Below are 16,145 nucleotides of genomic sequence, written 5' to 3'. Positions count from 1 at the left end.
ATTTCTCCTCAGTCAAACAGCTTGTCGCCTTCGAAGACGGGGGTGCCGTCTCGCAGACATTTCAGATCACGCATCAGGGATTGGATCAGCCGCCAGATCATCAGCGCAAATCCGGTGGGTACAGCCATCAGGAACCAGACTTTGGAAACCCGCAGGCCATCTGTCACCGAGCCGAACTTGGCCGAGACATGAACCGCCTCGTAAGACCAATAAAGCGCGATCACAGCCACGACGAACATCACCAGATCGCCGAAGATATAAAGCAACGCCTTGGGGCGCGGTCCAAGGTAATGCATGATGACGTCAATTCGGATATGCGCACGTTCCTTGACCGCTGCGGCCGCCCCGATCCAGGCGAGATAAATGAAGGAATACCGCACGATCTCTTCGCCCCAAATCGACGAGTAGGCAAAGATCTCGCGTCGCAGCACTTCGATCGCCATGGTAATCACCAGCATCACGTAGAAAACCAGCAACAACCAGCGCTCTGCGTTTCGGTCAATGTTTTGAAGAACGGTCATCATATCCCCCGGCGATAGGACAGCGATCCCCTTGCCCGGAACGGCAGGAGTGTTGCAGTCGGACTGTGCGACAAGGTTGTGGACGCCAATTTGGCGTCCACGGTTTGGGCATTATGCGTCGTGAACGTAGTATTTGCCCTGCGTTCCCGCAGCTTCGACCAGTTTCTCGAAGTTTTCCATCGAGCCGGCCAGTTCGGTCTTGAATGGATCCCAATCGGCGTTCTGATAGCCGCCCGCATCCTGCCATTCGGCCAGTTGATCTTCGCTGAGCGAGTGGAATTGGACACCTGCCTTGTTCAGCTCGGCCATGGCATAAGCCCGTGCTGACGGAACCTTGGACAGATTCTGATGCGCGGTCATTTCGGACCCCCACATGATGCCTTCCTGAACATCTGCGGGCATCGAGTTGAACCATTCAAGGTTACAGGAATAGACCTGACTGTCTGGCACTGCCTGAGTGAACGTCACATGGCTCAGGATATCCTTGAAGCCAAAGACAAACAGCGCCCCAACCGAAGGATCAAGCGCATCAGCAACACCTTGTTTGATGGCCGAAGGTGTCTCACCCCAGGCAACAGGCGTTGGGTTGGCGCCAACCATGCGATAATACTGCTGAAGCATTTTCGAGCCGGGAACACGGAACTTGATGCCACTCATATCGCCCGGCGTGATGACTGCATTGCCCCCCTGACGAACCGCAACAACACGGGGATCGATGTTCACATAGAAAAGTGCCTTGAAGCCCGCGGCCTCGACCTTGGGATGAACCTCGTTCTTCCACGTGTCCGAATGGACAAGGTTGGTGAAACGCTGGTTCGAACCGCACAGATACGGCATGTTGATCAGATCAACGGTCGACGCAAAAGGTGCGAAGTTTGACAGCGAATGCTGCGCCGCCTGAATGGTACCGCCCTGCACTTTCTGCACAAGGGATCCACCGGCACCCAGCTGCCCACCCGGAGCCAGTTTGACATAGACTTTACCATTGGTGGCGTTCTGGATGTTTTCTTTAAGGTCCAGCTGCATGATCGGATAGCTGCGCGATGCACCCAAAACATAGGCCGTCGCGATGGTCATCACATGATCAGCTGCCTTTTCCCGCTCGCTTTCTTCCTTGGCGGTCTGCGCTGCGGCCTCAGACGACCAAAGCACCCCACCTGCCCCGGCGACCAAAGCAGCCGTGAACGCACCGCTTGCGCTCAGCTTTAGGAAATTGCGGCGTTCGGCTGACGCCAGTTCGGTCTTGTCGTTGTTCATGAATTGCCCTCCCAAGCAAAAATTCAGCTGCCGTCTGTTGCGTCGCGGTCAGCCTCCTTTTTCAGAATTGCGACAACGAACAAGATCGACGCCGCGAACAGAACCAACATCTCTCCTACGTCCCCAAGAAACGCACTGTTCGCGTAGGCACCCAAGGCGACGTTGGCGAAGTAGATCGCAAAAACGACGGCAGATGCGGCAACAAACATTTCTAGGACTCCCTATAGAATCGGCTCTTATTTCTATTTGTAAGCGCTTACATTATAAATGCAAGCGCTTACATCTATACTTTCATCGCCCCCCAAAAACGCATAACTTAGGGCAAACGGAATTATGAGTTTGAAAATGTCAAAACATCGATCCGCACCGACGCTGGATGACGTTGCCAAGGCTGCGGGTGTTTCAACTGCCACCGTATCGCGGTGTCTGAACAATCCGCAGCAGGTCGTCGAAGCGACGCGGAGGCGTGTTTTATCTGCGGTTGACGCTTTGGGATATACTCCGAACTTTGCTGCGCGCGTGATGGCGGCGAAACGGTCTTTTACGATCGGAGCAATCATTCCGACGATGGAAAACGCCATTTTTGCGCGCGGGTTACAAGCTTTTCAGGAAGAAATTCACAAACGCGGATACACGCTGTTGGTATCCAGCTCTGCGTACAAACCCGAAGTCGAACAAGAACAGATCCGAACCCTTGTGGCCCGTGGCGCTGACGCGCTTTTGCTGATCGGCCATGATCGCGATGATCAAATTTATGATTATCTTGAACGACAAAAGGTACCAGCTTTGGTTGCCTGGTCGTTCAGTCCGACCAACCGGACGCCATCCGTCGGATTCGACAACCGGCAAGCCATGAAAACTCTGGCTCAGCAGGTCATTGCACTGGGTCATACTCGCCTTGCAACGATTTCAGGCATCAGCAAAGGCAACGATCGCGCACGGCTGAGAATTGAGGGGATTCGGGATGCGATGGTTGAAAATGGGCTGGCTTCAAATGATCTGATCCTTGCGGAGACCACGTATGAAATCGAAAATGGGGCCGAGGCTTTCAGGGATCTCATGTCACACGCTCAGGCACCCACAGCGGTTCTTTGTGGTAACGACGTTCTGGCCGTTGGGGCCATGCGACAAGCCCAAGAGATGGGGCTGCGCGTACCTGACGATGTCTCGATCACGGGGTTTGACGACATCGAATTGGCCCGTATCGTTTCCCCCGCCCTTACGACAGTTCACGTCCCTCATCGCGAGATGGGTCAAAAAGCGGCTCTGGAATTGATTCACATGATCGAAACAAACGCTCCCGGTCGCTCTGTGGAACTGTCTACAAGATTGATTTGCCGTGAGTCTTTACGGGCGGCAACAGGATAAGCGCTGGTCAATGATTTTTCTGGAGTTTTGGAGCGGGTAGCGGGAATCGAACCCGCGCGTTCAGCTTGGGAAGCTGACAGGCTACCATTACATCATACCCGCCGCGCCCTTTGAGATACCACCAGTGCGGACAGAGGTTCAACCCAGCGCGGGACAGATCAGGCTTAAATTATCACTCGGTCCGAGCGCGCAGGCTATCGATCAACGATTGGTCGACGTCCAGCGCTTCTCCTGCGGCTTCCAGCGTCCGTTTGTCCAAGTGCTGCGGGTTCAGGTCAACGCCATCAGAAAACGCATCAACAATGGCTTGCATCGCCTTGATTCGCGCATGTTTCTTGTTGTTCGCAGGGATGACGTGCCAAGGGGCCAACTCGGTCGAGGTGCGCGCCAGCATTTCGTCAACAGCGACCTCGGCCACATCCCATTTCTCGCGGTTTCGAAAGTCTTCATAAGTCAGCTTCCAGCGCTTCAAAGGGTTTGTCAGCCGCTCGGTAAACCGGCGCATCTGTTCGTCCTGCGAGATATGAAAGAACAGTTTGACGATCCGCGTGCCGTCATCCGCAAGCATCCGCTCAAAATCGTTGATTTCCCGATAGGCAGCGCGCCAGCGTTCTTCCGGCGTCAGCTTTTCAATCCGCTCAACCAGAACCCGACCGTACCAACTGCGGTCAAAAGCCGAGATCGCGCCGGCAGGCGGCAAACGTTCCCAAAACCGCAAAAGGTAGTGCCGGTTGAGGTAGTAGTTTCTGGGCGCACCAATGGGCCACACCTTGAAACTGCGCGGGTCCAGCGCTTGGCTGATCCGGCGAATGGTTCCCCCTTTTCCTGCTGCATCCCACCCTTCAAAGACCAAAACGCCCTTAAGGCCATGAAAAAGATAAGCTTGTTGAATTCTGGAAAGCTTGGCTTGTAAATCGATCAGCTGATCGAAATAATCCTTCTTGTTGAGACGTTTAGTCAGGTCTGCATCCGAGAGTTTCGGGGGATGATGTTTACTCATGTTGCCACCTGATCTTTGTGCGAATGATCCGGCTATTGTGAAACCTTCTGCGTATTCGACATTGATCAGAGTCAAAAAGGCCGGGCACAGGGCCCGGCCTTTGGTGTCAGCTTAGGTTTGATCAGGCGCGACGGCGACGACCACCACCGCGACGACCACCGGCCGCACCTGCGGCGCCGGCTTCGTCCGGGGCTTTGTTGAACCGGATCCACTCGCCGCCATGCGGGTCGTTGTTGGTCAGCAGATTGGCGGCACGAATGGCCTCCATCTCTTTACCAGCGCGCGGCTTGGTCGATCCCAGACCAAACATCTGTACAAATGCTTCGTCATCCATGCCTTCAGGCAGAATGATGCCAGCTGCGGCCACGGCTTCTTTCTTCTCGGCGATCTTTTTCTGTGTCACCGGCAACGCGACCGGGTTCATGATGGCCGAGGTCATGCCAGCGCCCATCGCCATCGGCAGGAAGGCGTTGTTGATGCCGTGACGGTTTGGCAAACCGAACGAAATGTTGGACGCGCCGCAAGTGGTGTTCACGCCGAGCTCTTCGCGCAAACGGCGGACCAGAGCGAATACCTGCTGACCGGCCGTCGCCATCGCGCCAATCGGCATGACCAGCGGGTCTACGACGATGTCATGTGCCGGGATGCCGAAGTCAGCGGCACGCTCAACGATTTTCTTGGCAACGTCGAAACGGACATCGGGGTCTTCCGAGATACCCGTGTCATCGTTCGAGATCGCCACAACCGGTACGTTGTACTTTTTGACCAGCGGCAGAACCAGTTCCAGACGTTCTTCTTCGCCGGTGACCGAGTTCAGCAGCGGACGGCCTTCTGCGGCCTCAAGACCGGCTTCAAGGGCACCCGGAACCGACGAGTCGATGCACAGCGGCACTTCAACCAGACCCTGCACCAGTTCGACGATCTTGCGCATCAGCGGCGGCTCGGTCTCGTTTGGGTTGGGGTTCGAGTTGTAGACAACGCCCGCGTTGATATCCAGAACGGTTGCACCAGCCATCACCTGCGCCAGCGCGTCTTTCTCAACGGTCGAGAAATCGCCCGCTTCCAGTTCGGCCGCCAGTTTCTTGCGGCCTGTCGGGTTGATCCGCTCACCGATCACACAGAACGGTTCGTCAAAGCCCAGAACGGCGGTTTTTGTTTTTGATTCTACGACTGTACGGGTCATGTCCGTTCCTTAGGAGTTTACAGGCTTTGCCGAAGCGCCGCCGTTATTGATCGCCCAGTTGGCGTTGGTCTTGATTCCACCCAGCGGGAAGAAGTGCACATTGGTGATGTTGAAATCCGGGTTGGCCGCTTTGTGCTCGGCCAGTTCGGTGATAACGTCGGTCGGCTCGTACGGCAGCAACAGCTTGGACACGTCCATGGCGCGTTTCTGCAGAACTTTCAGAGACGGGCCAACGCCGCAGGCGATGGCGAACTTGATCAGCGTTTGCAGCTTGGCCGGACCCGCGATACCGATATGGATCGGCAGGTCGATACCCGCTTCTTTCAGGCTGTCGGCCCATGCGATGATCGGTTTGGCGTCAAAGGCAAACTGTGTCGCCAACGCCATTTCCGCGTCGGTGGTTTCCGAGAACTTTTGCTTCCAACGCAGCGCGTCGTCCACATTCTTGGTCGAGCCATCGGGGTCGATGTCCTTGTTGCCTTCCGGGTGACCAGCCACATGCAGACGCTTGAAGCCCGCCTTGTCAAACAGGCCTGTTTCCATCAGTTGCATCGAGCTGTCGAAATCACCATGCGGGTTGGCAACGCCACCGGCCAGCAGCAACGCCTGATCAACACCCGCTTCGCCCTGATACATGGAAATCCAGTTCTCCAGCGTCGCGGCATCCTTAATGATCCGCGCCGGGAAGTGCGGCATCACCGGATAGCCTTCGGCCGCGATGCGCTTGGCGGTCTTGACCATGTCTTCAATCGGGGTGCCCTCAATATGAGCGATATAGACGCGCGTGCCTTCAGGCAGCAGCGCGCGGAAATCGTCGACCTTTTCGGCGGTACGCGGCATAACCTCGATCGAATAGCCTTGCAAAAAGGCTTCGACGGTTGGGTTCACAGGGCCGGTTTCGACCGCATCACGTTTTTTGAAGTTCAGCAAAGCCATTTTGGCCTCCCATAAAAATCTGGGCTTACGCCCAACCGTCATTGGCGATCAGCGCTTTGATGCGGTCCTGATCGTATTCCGTTTCCAGACGCGCCGCCTCAGTCTCGGCAATCTCGGCTGGATCACCGTCTACTGCGAAGGGTTCGGCTTTGCGCCATTCGGCCAGGTAGGCATCACTGTCCTTGGCGTTCACCTTCATGGCAGCCCGGTCGATGGCTTGCTCGAACCGTTCTTCCAACTGCCGCTTTGCGCCACGACGGCCTTTGCCGACGATGACCTGAGCGGGAATGTCGCGCCAGTACACGATTGTGACGTCAGGCATTGCTGTGATTCCTCCTAACCCGATGGGCCGGTTCTAAACTTCAAACTTAGCTTTGGTCGGTCGGTTTTCGACACACGGCGCTTTTCCAGCGACCTTTTTGCCAATGCTAGCCAAGGGCGCTTTTACACAAACAAACGGCAAACACGCATATCATAATTCTCAACGTCACTATGAAAGCGCTGCATAAAACGAAAAAACCCCGGGCGGAGATATCCGCCCGGGGCACTATTTCACAGGGTCAATACGGTTTAGCCGACCAGGCCACCATCTTCGCGAGTCACCGCGATGATCGCCGAACGCGGCACTGCATCACCGCCTTCGGGCCAGTGGCTGTTGCCATCCTCACCCGGGTGCTGGATGCCCACGAACATGGTGCGGCGATCCGGTGACCAGCTGAGGCCGGTGATCTCACACTCATTCGGGCCAACAAGGAAACGGCGGATTTCACCGGTAACCGGGTCACCCGCCAGCATCTGGTTGTTGCCCTGCCCTTCGAAGTCGCCTTCGTTGCCATAGTTGCCGTCGGTCTGGATCCACAGCAGGCCATTGCTATCGAACTTCAGACCATCGGGCGAGTTGAACATGTTGTCTGCATTAACGTTGTCAGACCCACCGTAAGCATCCTGATGCACGTTGGGGTTGCCCGCCAGCACATACAGATCCCAAGCAAAGCCCGAGGCGGTATGATCGCCACCTTCAGGACGCCAGCGCACGATCTGGCCGTAGTTGTTGGCCTCACGCGGGTTCGGACCGTTGACCGAGGTGTCATCACCACCGGCATTCGGCTTCACGCCCCGGTTCTTGTTGTTGGTCAGGCAGCAGTAAACCTCGGCCACATTCGGGTTGGCAGCAACCCACTCCGGGCGGTCCATGGTTGTCGCACCTACGGCAGAACCGGCCTGACGGGTGTGGATGCTGATTTCAGCCTGCGAAGCCAAACCGGTCGTCTCGGGCGTCAGATCCAGCCATTCACCTGTGCCGTCGTCATTGAACTTGGCAACAGACAAGGTGCCGTTTTCCAGCAGAGCGTTGGTGTCAACGCCAGCGGCGTAAACCCCATCTGAAACAAAGCGATACAGGAATTCGCCACGTTCATCGTCGCCCATGTACACAACAACACGACCGTCATTGTTCACTACAGCTTCCGCGTTTTCGTGCTTGAAACGGCCCAGGGCGGTCAGCTTGCGCGGGGTCGAGGTTGGATCGGTCGGGTCGATCTCGACCACATAACCGGCGCGGTTTGGTTCGTTGGGGTTTTTCGACACGTCGAACCGATCATCGATCTTGGCCCAGCCATACCCCCAATCTTTCGACGAGACGCCATAGCGCTTGAGTTCGGCACTGACCTCGTGGTTTTCGTCTTCTGCCGAGAAGTAGCCGTTAAAGTTTTCTTCACAGGCCAGATAAGTGCCCCATGGGGTCATACCGTTGCCGCAGTTGTTCCAGGTCCCTTTCGAGGTGGTGCCTGTCGGGTCCGCTGCGGTTTTCATCAGATCATGAGCAGCCGCAGGCCCGGTGATCGTCATATCGGTCTGCGGCGTGATACGACGGTTATACGGGCTGTCCTTGACGATGCCCCATGTGCCATCCGTGTTGGCAATCTCGACCACAGTCACACCATGCGCCATCATACCCTTGGCAACATCGTCGTCCGAGGCCGCCTTGGCATCGGGATTGTTGCCCCAAAGGATGTCACGGTTGGTATATTCGTTGTTAACGACCAGCAGCACGTGACCGTCATGGAAGAACACGTCCTGACCGTCGGTGTTGTCGCCAAATGCGCGCTCCTGGCTGGCAGCAGTGCCGCGGGTCGCGTGATCAAACTCGGGCGCGTCAGACCACAGCGGGTCGCCCCAGCGTACCATCACCTCGGCCTTGTAGCCCGGAGGTACAATCACGTCGTCAGCAGTGGATACAGGGATCGCCTCGAACGAGAACCGGTCAGCTGCCGCACGCGCGCCCGAAGGAATCAGCGCGCCGCCAACGGCTGTGAAACTGCCCATAGCAAGAACACCGCCCAGGAATCCGCGACGTGACAAGGCGCGCTCGACCACCCGGTCAAATTCACATTCTTCAGGACGTGGGTTTACGACCTCATCATATTCATCGAAAGAAAGGGTGTGTTCGTCTTTCATGGCAATCTCCGTATCTGGCTGAAAGCTGGTAGAGAATCCCGTACCGGGGATCCCGCGTGGGGATCGCATTTCAGTATGAACGCTGTGTGACACTCACGTTAAATTCAAAATTGAATTTGCTTGCGCGTCGGCGATCCCCCGCCTAGGGTCAAATTAACTCGAAAATCGGAGGGCGTGACGAATGGCGCCCAAGCGTCCCAAAGGTGCGGGCGCGTTCCCGAAGGCGGTTGAAAGCCCCGCGCCGGCAAGACCCGATCCGGATGCACTCTATGCAGCACTGGATCTGGGAACAAATAGCTGCCGCATGTTGATTGCCCAACCCAAGGGGAGCGGGTTCCATGTGGTCGACAGCTTCTCCAAATCCGTGCAGCTGGGCTCGGGTCTGGAACGCACCGGACGGCTGTCGCGGGCGTCTATGTCGCGTACCGTGCAAGCTCTGCGGATCTGTCAGCAAAAGCTGAAACGCAACAAGGTCAAGCGGATGCGTTTGATTGCGACCGAAGCATGTCGTCGTGCCAAGAATTCACGTGAGTTCATTCGACAGGTAAAGCGCGAGACCGGGCTTACATTGGAAATTATCCAGCCCGAGGAAGAAGCACGTCTAGCGGTGATCTCCTGCGCGCCGCTGGTCTCAACCAAGACCGAACAACTATTGGTCGTCGACATCGGTGGCGGTTCGACCGAACTTGTATGGATCGACATTTCATCGGTGCCGCGTCGTGATCGCCCGGCTGCAATCATGCGCTTGCACAACGGGTTTCACACCGCCGACAGCCCTTTTCCGGCGGCAAAAGTCGTGGATTGGATCAGTGTTCCTTTGGGGGTTGCCACCTTGCGCGACCAATTCCACGACGTGGAAGATGATGCAGCCCGCTTCGCTCTTATGAGCTGGTTTTTTGAGGAAAACCTGGCAGATTTCGCACCGTACAAGGACGAACAAACCCGCGAAGGGTTCCAGATCGTCGGCACCAGCGGCACGGTGACAACCGTTGCGGCCTCGCATCTGGGACTCAAGCGCTATGACCGGACCAAAGTGGATGGTCTGCGCATGACCAGCGATCAGATTGACAAAGTCATACGCGGGTATTTAGAACTCGGCCCTCACGGGCGGCGCAGGGATCCTCGGATTGGGGACGACAGGCAGGCCCTGATCATGTCCGGCTCGGCCATTTTGCAGGCATTGCTACGCTGTTGGCCCACTGATCGCCTTTCCGTGGCGGATCGTGGGCTGCGCGAGGGCCTGCTTTATGCACAGATGAGCGCGGACGGAGTATTGGAAGACGGACCGTTCTGATGGCGAAGACACCGACTGGTAAAAACAACTCGGGCCGCGGGCAGCGCGACCTGAAGGTCAAGGTTAAAACCGCGCGCGGGCGCAAGCTCAGCTCGACCCGGTGGCTTGAACGACAGTTGAACGATCCGTATGTCAAACGCGCTCAGGCCGAAGGGTTTCGCGGGCGCGCGGCTTTTAAGATACTGGAACTGGACGATAAATTCAGGTTTCTCGTACCGGGTGCGCGCGTCGTGGATTTGGGCTGTGCACCCGGAGGCTGGCTGCAAGTCGCGGTCAAACGCGTAAACGCGCTGGGCGAGAAAAGCGGCAAACGGATCGGGACCGTTTTGGGCGTCGACCTGCAAGAGGTCGAACCGGTTGCTGGTGCAACCGCCCATGTTCTGGATTTCATGGAAGACGACGCCGACGTAAAGGTCAAAGAATGGCTTGGCGGTAAAGCCGACGTTGTGATGTCAGACATGGCCGCTGCGTCTTCGGGTCACAAACAGACGGACCATTTGCGCATCATGGCCCTGTGCGAAACGGCGGCTTACTTTGCGTTTGATGTGTTGGAAGAAGGTGGCACCTTCGTAGCCAAGGTTCTGGCAGGAGGCGCCGAGGGCGATTTGCAAAAGCTGTTGAAGCAGAAATTCCAGAAAGTCGCCAACGTGAAACCGCCTGCTTCACGCTCGGACAGTTCCGAAAAATTTGTTGTGGCAACAGGGTTTCGCGGCGGAGATTAATCCTCCAGGCGAATACGATCTTCGGTCAGGCATTGCGCACGGAAAGAGGCGTTTGCCATGCCCTGCAACATCAACGCTTCCCCATGTGAAACGTATACCGGTGCGCGCCCGCGCAGCTCTTCTATACGTTGCGCAAGGGAAACCGAGCTGACACCCACAGTTGGTGGCGATTTCGCATTTTTGGACATATTTCACCTCTGAACAGCGCACTCATCCCGTCCGTAACGTGAAATCTTGCCGTGAAAATGGAGCAATTCGGGCGGGGATGTGCCGGATCAGGGATCAAGCTGTTGCGACAACTGCCGCAGATTCGGGTCGTTAGGCAACAAGTCCAGCGCCTCACGCAGCACGGCGCGCGCGGCGTCGGGACCACGATTGATATGCGCCAGTTGCACCAACATGGGCCACGCTTCGCCCCTTTGGGGGTCCAAAGTTACGACTTCGCGAAACGCCTGCTCTGCGGCAGGCGCATTGCGCAGCGTCAAAGCCATGCCCCCCAGAACCAGATGGGTTTCCGGGAAATCCAATCGGTTCGCAATCGCCTGCTGCCACTCTGACATACCCTGCCCGGCCAGCGATTGTTGCTGAGGTGAAAGAGCTTGCGGTGGTATCGTCAGGAACTCTTTCGCAGCAGCAATACGCACATTCCGCAATGGGTCTGACAGCAAAGGTTCCAATCGCTGTACCTGCTCGACCGGGCTGGCCTGACGTTGCAAGGCTACGGCATTGGCGCGGATCAGAGGATCATCGTTTTGCAGCAATGACGCCGTCGCCTTGGCCAAATCCGGGGAAGCGAAGGGTTGCAGCAAGTAAGCCGCTGTCGCACGCACGATTCCGGCCTGGGATGGATCCATAGCAACGGCCAGCAAACCTTCGGGCGTGTCCAACCCCCCTTCAGCCGCAGCCTTGAAAACCGTCCCAAAATGCGGGCCCCGATGAGCGGCGTCCGGGAACCACCCTTCGATCTGATTGGCCGCCCAGTCCTGATCCCGATCTTCATGACAATCGGTGCAGGCATCGACGCCCAGCCCCAGGTCAGGCCGTGGAATGCGGAAGCTGTGATCGCGGCGACCATCGACGCCCATATAAACCCTTTCGATCATATGGCAGCTTTTGCACTGCGCGCCGTCACTGTTTTCAGGATGATGATGATGTGCGGGCGTATCGTATTCTTTTGCTGTAAGCGTCGGAAAGTCCGCGTTCCCTGCCGGGGAATGACACTGCGTGCAAACCCCGTTTCCTTCCGCTTTCAGCTCAGCGCTGTGGGGTTCATGACAGTTCATGCAACCGACGCCTTGCGCATACATCTTCGATTGCAGGAACGAACCGTAGACATACACCTCATCCAATATCTGTCCGTCCGGGTGGTATGATCCGGGTCTCAACAGCGCCAGATTATAGGCGTCGTGATAGGGCGTGCCGGGCATAGGGTTGCCATCGCCATGCGCCTCGCGCCGGGAATGGCACCCGGCACATTGCTGAATTGCCGCCTCGGTTCGTCCCTTGCCCCAGTTCATCAGAAATCCTGCTGGTCCAAGATTGTCGGAAATGCCCTGCCCGTTCACCCAATCGATATGCGCGGATCCCGGACCGTGACAGGCTTCGCACCCGACGCCAATTTCAACCTGTTGTGACGCATAAGATCTTGTGTCAGCAGAATAATTCTTTTCGAACCCAGTTGCATGGCATTCGGCACAGCGGCTGTTCCAATTCTTGTATGGGCCCGTCCAATGCAATCCGTCATCCGGTGGCAAATCCTGATCGGGATAGAGGTGATACCACTCCTTGCGTTCGGTATCCCAGACCACGTCAAAGCTCTGCAAACGCCCCGGTTCAGTTTCAAACAGGTATTGCTGCAACGGCTCGATCCCGACGACAGAATGCACGTCGTAATCTGTTGTTACGCCGTCCTTTTCGGTGACGCGGGCCGTATAACTGTCTGCGTCTTTTCCGAACTCGACTGTCATCCCATCAAGTTCAAATCGGGTACCCTCAAAATCTGCGACCAGCGCGCCATCTTCCACGTTTGTCCAGGCCAGCGCATGGTGTGAGTTTGCCCAGGCTTCAGCTTCTTGCTGGTGGCAGTCAATACATTGATCCGAGCCAACATAATCTTGGGCCTTAGCCCCTCCTGCCAGCAGCAGGCAGAAAGCAAGAACAAAGGTCCTCATGCCTTCTCCCCGTCTGTTGCGTTGTTCAGGTCCATCAAAGCGCCGTTATACTCTGCGCCTAAGATCAGCATAGCCGAACACAGATACAAAAAGATCAAAGCCGCCATAGCACCAGCCAGCCCCGCATACGTAGCACTGTAGGTGGCGAATTGGCTGATGTAGATCGAAAACGCCCACCCACCTGCCGTCCATAAAGCCAAAGTCAGCACCACGCCGGGCAGGATTTGCGAAAGCTTATGGCGACGGGTCGGCAAGATGAGATGGGCCAGAAGGACCGTGCCCGCTGGCACCCCCACAGTGAATGTCCAGCGCAGGCGATCGACCGACAGCCATTGTGTCACAGGTACGTCCGTGTGTTCGGCCACAAGATTGGTGTAGACCGGCAAAATCACTTCTACCGTGGCGATGACCAGAATAGCTGCCCCACCTAAAATAACCAAAACCAGACACAGCAGCCGGGTTTTCCAAAACGGCCAGCTGTCCTGATCGTGGTAGGCCTGATTCATGGCCGCGCGCACCGCAGCCACGCCATTCGACGCAAAGTAGATTGCCAGAAGACCACCCAAAGTGATGACACCAGTGCCCGATTCGGCCAGAACCGCGCGAAGTTCAGCCACAATTGGATCGGCAACATCCTTGGGCCACGCGCCGAAGATCAACTCGATCAACTCATTGGTCACATAGCCCTGCGAAAGCGAACCGGCCAAAGCAACGGTGAACAGCACGAATGGAAAGAGTGCCAACATCAACGACATGGCGACATGGCTGCTCATGACGGGTCCATTTTTGCTGCCGAACCGGCGCAGCGCCAGCCACAGGGCCCGAACCAGTCGGCCGAACAGAGGATTCGCAGGTTTGGTCATCCTTTAACCCTAACCCACCGGAAAAAAACACAGAACCCGTCATCGGTATCAAATCGAAAAATGCGGTCAATCGCGTCGGTCAACGCATTGCATCCGACCTACTGCGCGTGCAGGATTATTCAGCACAGTACCACGGCAGCTCAGGCTTCGTCGAACATACAGGAGGGCAAATGACCCCGGATCTAAATGACACCGATGTTCGACCCAGGTTGCGCCTGTCAGTGGTGCGCGACACATGTATTGTCGCGACTCTGATTGTTGTGGGCCTCTATGCTGGGGCAACCTTTTTGATTCCGCTGGCCATGGCGCTTCTTATCAACGTTCTGATCCTCGCGCTGAGTGACCGGGTATCGGCATTGACACGCGCACCGGTTTGGCTGGCCAATATTGCCGGCGTCACTGTTGTTTTAGCCGGTTTGTTCATGATCATGTACATCCTTGGCAGCCAGGCCACGCAGTTTGCGAGGTCGATCAGCACGTATGAAAACCAGTTTGACGGCGCGGTGGAACGCATCACCGGACTGGTGGGAAATGACGTAACCAGGTTCATTCGGGACAATCTGGTCAATATCGACATGAGTTTCATCGGTCGCCTGCTTCTGGGCAGCGCCACATCATTGCTGAACCAGTTCTTTCTCATCAGCCTCTATGTCGCTTTTCTGATGGCTGAACGTCTTGCCTTTCGCAAAAAGATACAACTCGCCGCCGGAGACCCTAAGACCGGAGCTGAATTTTCAACAATGCTGGATGCAATCTCGGTCAGTTTGCAGCGCTATGTTGGAGTTAAAACGCTAATCAGCCTGATTACCGCAGGCATCAGTTATTCTGTGTTTCGAGCTTTGGGACTGGAATACGCGGAAACATGGGCGGTTTTGACCTTTGCGCTGAACTTCATCCCTTCCATAGGGTCGATCATCGCCGTTGTCTTTCCTGCCATGATCGCGTTGGTTCAGTTTGAGACCATCGGTCCGTTTCTGGTCATTGTTTTTGGCTGCGGGACGCTGCAGTTTCTGATCGGCAATTTTCTGGACCCCGCCATGCTGGGGCGCTCGCTGAACATGTCGACATTTCTGGTTATTCTGGCCCTAACCTTCTGGACAACTGTTTGGGGCCTTATTGGCGCATTCCTGAGTGTTCCGATGACGGTGTGTATCCTGATTGTCTTCAGCCATATTCCTGCGCTGCGCCCGGTTGCTATCATGATGTCCTTAGACGGCAGATTGGGCGAAGATGATCGTCAGGCCCCTGCCCGCTAAGCCATGCAGAACCCCGTTTTCATCGGATCGGAAATTTACCGAAACTCGACTTACGGCTCGAAGCACCCGCTGGCCATTCCACGGGTTTCAACGGTTATTGACCTGTGCCGCGCTCTGGGCTGGTTGACGCCCGAAAACTATCGCGTCAGCCCATGCGCCAAACCCTCCGCGTTAGAAACGTATCATACTCCGGACTACATTGCCGCTTTGCAAAAGGCGGAACAAGAACAGAACGTGTCGGACGAAACGCGCGAGCGCTACGCGCTGGGCACTTTGTCAAACCCTGTTTTCCCCGAAATGTACCGACGCCCTGCCACGGCGGCGGGCGGGTCCATGTTGGCAGCAGAACTCATCCGCGACGGCGGCATCGTTTTCAACCCAGCTGGCGGAACACATCATGGGCTGGCCGATCGGGCCAACGGGTTTTGTTATCTCAATGATCCGGTCCTGGCGATCCAGACCCTGTTGAATGCAGGCCTTGACCGTGTGGTCTATATCGACATTGATGCCCATCACTGTGACGGGGTCGAGGTTGCGTTTCACGGCTCAACAAAACTGCGCATGATTTCAGTGCACGAAGCCCGGCGATGGCCCTTTACCGGCGCGTTGGAGGATGATGCCGGTGGAGCCGCTTTTAACCTACCGGTCGCCCGGAACACGAATGATGATGAGTTCAATGCAATTCTTGACCAATTGATCCTTCCCGCCGCTGAAGCCTTCAAGCCCCAAGCCATCGTCCTGCAATGCGGCGCAGACGCTGTGGCCGAGGACCCTTTGTCCCGCCTGACCCTTTCAAACAATGCGCATTGGCACGCGGTGGCAAGCTTGCGTGACATGGCGCCCAGATGCCTTGTTCTGGGTGGCGGCGGCTACAACCCGTGGTCGGTCGGACGTCTATGGACTGGCGTCTGGGCGGCACTGAACGGATGCGAGATCCCGGAAATCCTAGATTCGGACGCCCAGTCTATTTTAGGGTCACTTGAGTGGTCACGTTCTGCCGGGAAGAACCCACCGCGTCACTGGATCGAAACTCTGAAAGACACACCGAATTTGGGTGCAATCAGGCCAGAGCTGAAAAAGGATTTGAACTATCTGTCGGCGCGAATTTCATAGCGGG

Annotated in this window: 16 protein-coding genes and 1 tRNA gene; 5 read left to right on the top strand and 12 right to left on the bottom strand. The window is 56.4% G+C overall.

Annotation, left to right across the window (positions count from 1 at the left end; all coding sequences use genetic code 11):
- Positions 1-8 precede the first annotated feature (8 nt).
- The 3 genes from ACR0EV_RS04415 to ACR0EV_RS04405 all read right to left on the bottom strand — a co-directional run bounded on the left by ACR0EV_RS04415 (position 9) and on the right by ACR0EV_RS04405 (position 1,987).
- Positions 9-521: a TRAP transporter small permease gene (locus ACR0EV_RS04415; RefSeq protein ID WP_171089940.1), complete on the bottom strand. Its 513-nt coding sequence runs from the start codon at positions 519-521 to the stop codon at positions 9-11.
- 111 nt (positions 522-632) lie between these two features.
- Positions 633-1,778 (bottom strand): TRAP transporter substrate-binding protein, encoded by a 1,146-nt coding sequence (locus tag ACR0EV_RS04410; protein ID WP_171183142.1) that lies wholly within the window; start codon positions 1,776-1,778, stop codon positions 633-635.
- A 23-nt stretch (positions 1,779-1,801) separates the two neighbouring features.
- Entirely contained in the window at positions 1,802-1,987 is a 186-nt protein-coding gene (locus tag ACR0EV_RS04405; RefSeq protein WP_050602530.1) for a hypothetical protein, read from the bottom strand.
- A gap of 136 nt (positions 1,988-2,123) precedes the next feature.
- Here ACR0EV_RS04405 and ACR0EV_RS04400 point away from each other — a divergent pair, with 136 nt between their 5' ends.
- Positions 2,124-3,146, top strand: coding sequence for a LacI family DNA-binding transcriptional regulator (locus tag ACR0EV_RS04400; RefSeq protein ID WP_480798948.1), 1,023 nt, complete (start codon positions 2,124-2,126; stop codon positions 3,144-3,146).
- A gap of 28 nt (positions 3,147-3,174) precedes the next feature.
- Here ACR0EV_RS04400 and ACR0EV_RS04395 read toward each other — a convergent pair.
- The 6 genes from ACR0EV_RS04395 to ACR0EV_RS04370 all read right to left on the bottom strand — a co-directional run bounded on the left by ACR0EV_RS04395 (position 3,175) and on the right by ACR0EV_RS04370 (position 8,722).
- Positions 3,175-3,248: transfer RNA gene (locus tag ACR0EV_RS04395), tRNA-Gly, on the bottom strand.
- 70 nt (positions 3,249-3,318) lie between these two features.
- The gene (locus ACR0EV_RS04390) at positions 3,319-4,146 is read right to left on the bottom strand and encodes a polyphosphate kinase 2 family protein (protein ID WP_480798947.1); all 828 of its coding nucleotides are present in this window, start codon (positions 4,144-4,146) and stop codon (positions 3,319-3,321) included.
- Between the two features lie 121 nt (positions 4,147-4,267).
- A complete protein-coding gene (locus ACR0EV_RS04385; protein ID WP_171089932.1) occupies positions 4,268-5,329 on the bottom strand; it encodes a methyltetrahydrofolate cobalamin methyltransferase in 1,062 nt (353 codons plus the stop codon).
- A gap of 9 nt (positions 5,330-5,338) precedes the next feature.
- On the bottom strand, positions 5,339-6,265 hold the full coding sequence (locus ACR0EV_RS04380) for a methylenetetrahydrofolate reductase (protein WP_480798946.1): 927 nt from the start codon (positions 6,263-6,265) through the stop codon (positions 5,339-5,341).
- A 25-nt stretch (positions 6,266-6,290) separates the two neighbouring features.
- On the bottom strand, positions 6,291-6,587 hold the full coding sequence (locus tag ACR0EV_RS04375; RefSeq protein ID WP_480798945.1) for a virulence factor: 297 nt from the start codon (positions 6,585-6,587) through the stop codon (positions 6,291-6,293).
- Between the two features lie 248 nt (positions 6,588-6,835).
- Positions 6,836-8,722, bottom strand: a complete 1,887-nt coding sequence (locus ACR0EV_RS04370; protein WP_480798944.1) for a PhoX family protein — start codon at positions 8,720-8,722, stop codon at positions 6,836-6,838.
- A 181-nt stretch (positions 8,723-8,903) separates the two neighbouring features.
- Here ACR0EV_RS04370 and ACR0EV_RS04365 point away from each other — a divergent pair, with 181 nt between their 5' ends.
- Both ACR0EV_RS04365 and ACR0EV_RS04360 read left to right on the top strand, forming a co-directional pair.
- Positions 8,904-10,016: a Ppx/GppA phosphatase family protein gene (locus ACR0EV_RS04365; protein WP_171183104.1), complete on the top strand. Its 1,113-nt coding sequence runs from the start codon at positions 8,904-8,906 to the stop codon at positions 10,014-10,016.
- Complete coding sequence (locus tag ACR0EV_RS04360; protein WP_480798943.1) at positions 10,016-10,738, top strand: RlmE family RNA methyltransferase; 723 nt, start codon at positions 10,016-10,018, stop codon at positions 10,736-10,738. The genes ACR0EV_RS04365 and ACR0EV_RS04360 overlap by 1 nt, the downstream gene beginning before the upstream one ends.
- Here the strand turns inward: ACR0EV_RS04360 and ACR0EV_RS04355 are convergent.
- The 3 genes from ACR0EV_RS04355 to ACR0EV_RS04345 all read right to left on the bottom strand — a co-directional run bounded on the left by ACR0EV_RS04355 (position 10,735) and on the right by ACR0EV_RS04345 (position 13,772).
- On the bottom strand, positions 10,735-10,926 hold the full coding sequence (locus ACR0EV_RS04355) for a hypothetical protein (protein ID WP_480798942.1): 192 nt from the start codon (positions 10,924-10,926) through the stop codon (positions 10,735-10,737). The two genes, ACR0EV_RS04360 and ACR0EV_RS04355, sit on opposite strands and share 4 nt — an antisense overlap.
- An 87-nt stretch (positions 10,927-11,013) precedes the next feature.
- Positions 11,014-12,909: a multiheme c-type cytochrome gene (locus ACR0EV_RS04350; RefSeq protein WP_480798941.1), complete on the bottom strand. Its 1,896-nt coding sequence runs from the start codon at positions 12,907-12,909 to the stop codon at positions 11,014-11,016.
- Positions 12,906-13,772, bottom strand: coding sequence for a YihY/virulence factor BrkB family protein (locus tag ACR0EV_RS04345; RefSeq protein ID WP_480798940.1), 867 nt, complete (start codon positions 13,770-13,772; stop codon positions 12,906-12,908). The genes ACR0EV_RS04350 and ACR0EV_RS04345 overlap by 4 nt, the downstream gene beginning before the upstream one ends.
- A gap of 170 nt (positions 13,773-13,942) precedes the next feature.
- Here ACR0EV_RS04345 and ACR0EV_RS04340 point away from each other — a divergent pair, with 170 nt between their 5' ends.
- On the top strand, positions 13,943-15,028 hold the full coding sequence (locus ACR0EV_RS04340; RefSeq protein ID WP_480798939.1) for an AI-2E family transporter: 1,086 nt from the start codon (positions 13,943-13,945) through the stop codon (positions 15,026-15,028).
- A 3-nt stretch (positions 15,029-15,031) separates the two neighbouring features.
- The gene (locus ACR0EV_RS04335; RefSeq protein WP_480798938.1) at positions 15,032-16,141 is read left to right on the top strand and encodes an acetoin utilization protein AcuC; all 1,110 of its coding nucleotides are present in this window, start codon (positions 15,032-15,034) and stop codon (positions 16,139-16,141) included.
- Positions 16,142-16,145 lie beyond the last annotated feature (4 nt).

The organism is Ruegeria sp. CF8, assembly GCF_056537285.1.
Note: the sequence above shows the minus strand (reverse complement) of the source record. Positions and strands in the feature narration are given on the sequence as shown.

Bases quoted from the DNA above. Each gene is read 5' to 3' on its own strand.
- ACR0EV_RS04415 (WP_171089940.1), bottom strand. From the start codon at position 521: ATGACCGTTCTTCAAAACATTGACCGAAACGCAGAGCGCTGGTTGTTG.
- ACR0EV_RS04410 (WP_171183142.1), bottom strand. From the start codon at position 1,778: ATGAACAACGACAAGACCGAACTGGCGTCAGCCGAACGCCGCAATTTC.
- ACR0EV_RS04405 (WP_050602530.1), bottom strand. From the start codon at position 1,987: ATGTTTGTTGCCGCATCTGCCGTCGTTTTTGCGATCTACTTCGCCAAC.
- ACR0EV_RS04400 (WP_480798948.1), top strand. From the start codon at position 2,124: ATGTCAAAACATCGATCCGCACCGACGCTGGATGACGTTGCCAAGGCT.
- ACR0EV_RS04390 (WP_480798947.1), bottom strand. From the start codon at position 4,146: ATGAGTAAACATCATCCCCCGAAACTCTCGGATGCAGACCTGACTAAA.
- ACR0EV_RS04385 (WP_171089932.1), bottom strand. From the start codon at position 5,329: ATGACCCGTACAGTCGTAGAATCAAAAACAAAAACCGCCGTTCTGGGC.
- ACR0EV_RS04380 (WP_480798946.1), bottom strand. From the start codon at position 6,265: ATGGCTTTGCTGAACTTCAAAAAACGTGATGCGGTCGAAACCGGCCCT.
- ACR0EV_RS04375 (WP_480798945.1), bottom strand. From the start codon at position 6,587: ATGCCTGACGTCACAATCGTGTACTGGCGCGACATTCCCGCTCAGGTC.
- ACR0EV_RS04370 (WP_480798944.1), bottom strand. From the start codon at position 8,722: ATGAAAGACGAACACACCCTTTCTTTCGATGAATATGATGAGGTCGTA.
- ACR0EV_RS04365 (WP_171183104.1), top strand. From the start codon at position 8,904: ATGGCGCCCAAGCGTCCCAAAGGTGCGGGCGCGTTCCCGAAGGCGGTT.
- ACR0EV_RS04360 (WP_480798943.1), top strand. From the start codon at position 10,016: ATGGCGAAGACACCGACTGGTAAAAACAACTCGGGCCGCGGGCAGCGC.
- ACR0EV_RS04355 (WP_480798942.1), bottom strand. From the start codon at position 10,926: ATGTCCAAAAATGCGAAATCGCCACCAACTGTGGGTGTCAGCTCGGTT.
- ACR0EV_RS04350 (WP_480798941.1), bottom strand. From the start codon at position 12,909: ATGAGGACCTTTGTTCTTGCTTTCTGCCTGCTGCTGGCAGGAGGGGCT.
- ACR0EV_RS04345 (WP_480798940.1), bottom strand. From the start codon at position 13,772: ATGACCAAACCTGCGAATCCTCTGTTCGGCCGACTGGTTCGGGCCCTG.
- ACR0EV_RS04340 (WP_480798939.1), top strand. From the start codon at position 13,943: ATGACCCCGGATCTAAATGACACCGATGTTCGACCCAGGTTGCGCCTG.
- ACR0EV_RS04335 (WP_480798938.1), top strand. From the start codon at position 15,032: ATGCAGAACCCCGTTTTCATCGGATCGGAAATTTACCGAAACTCGACT.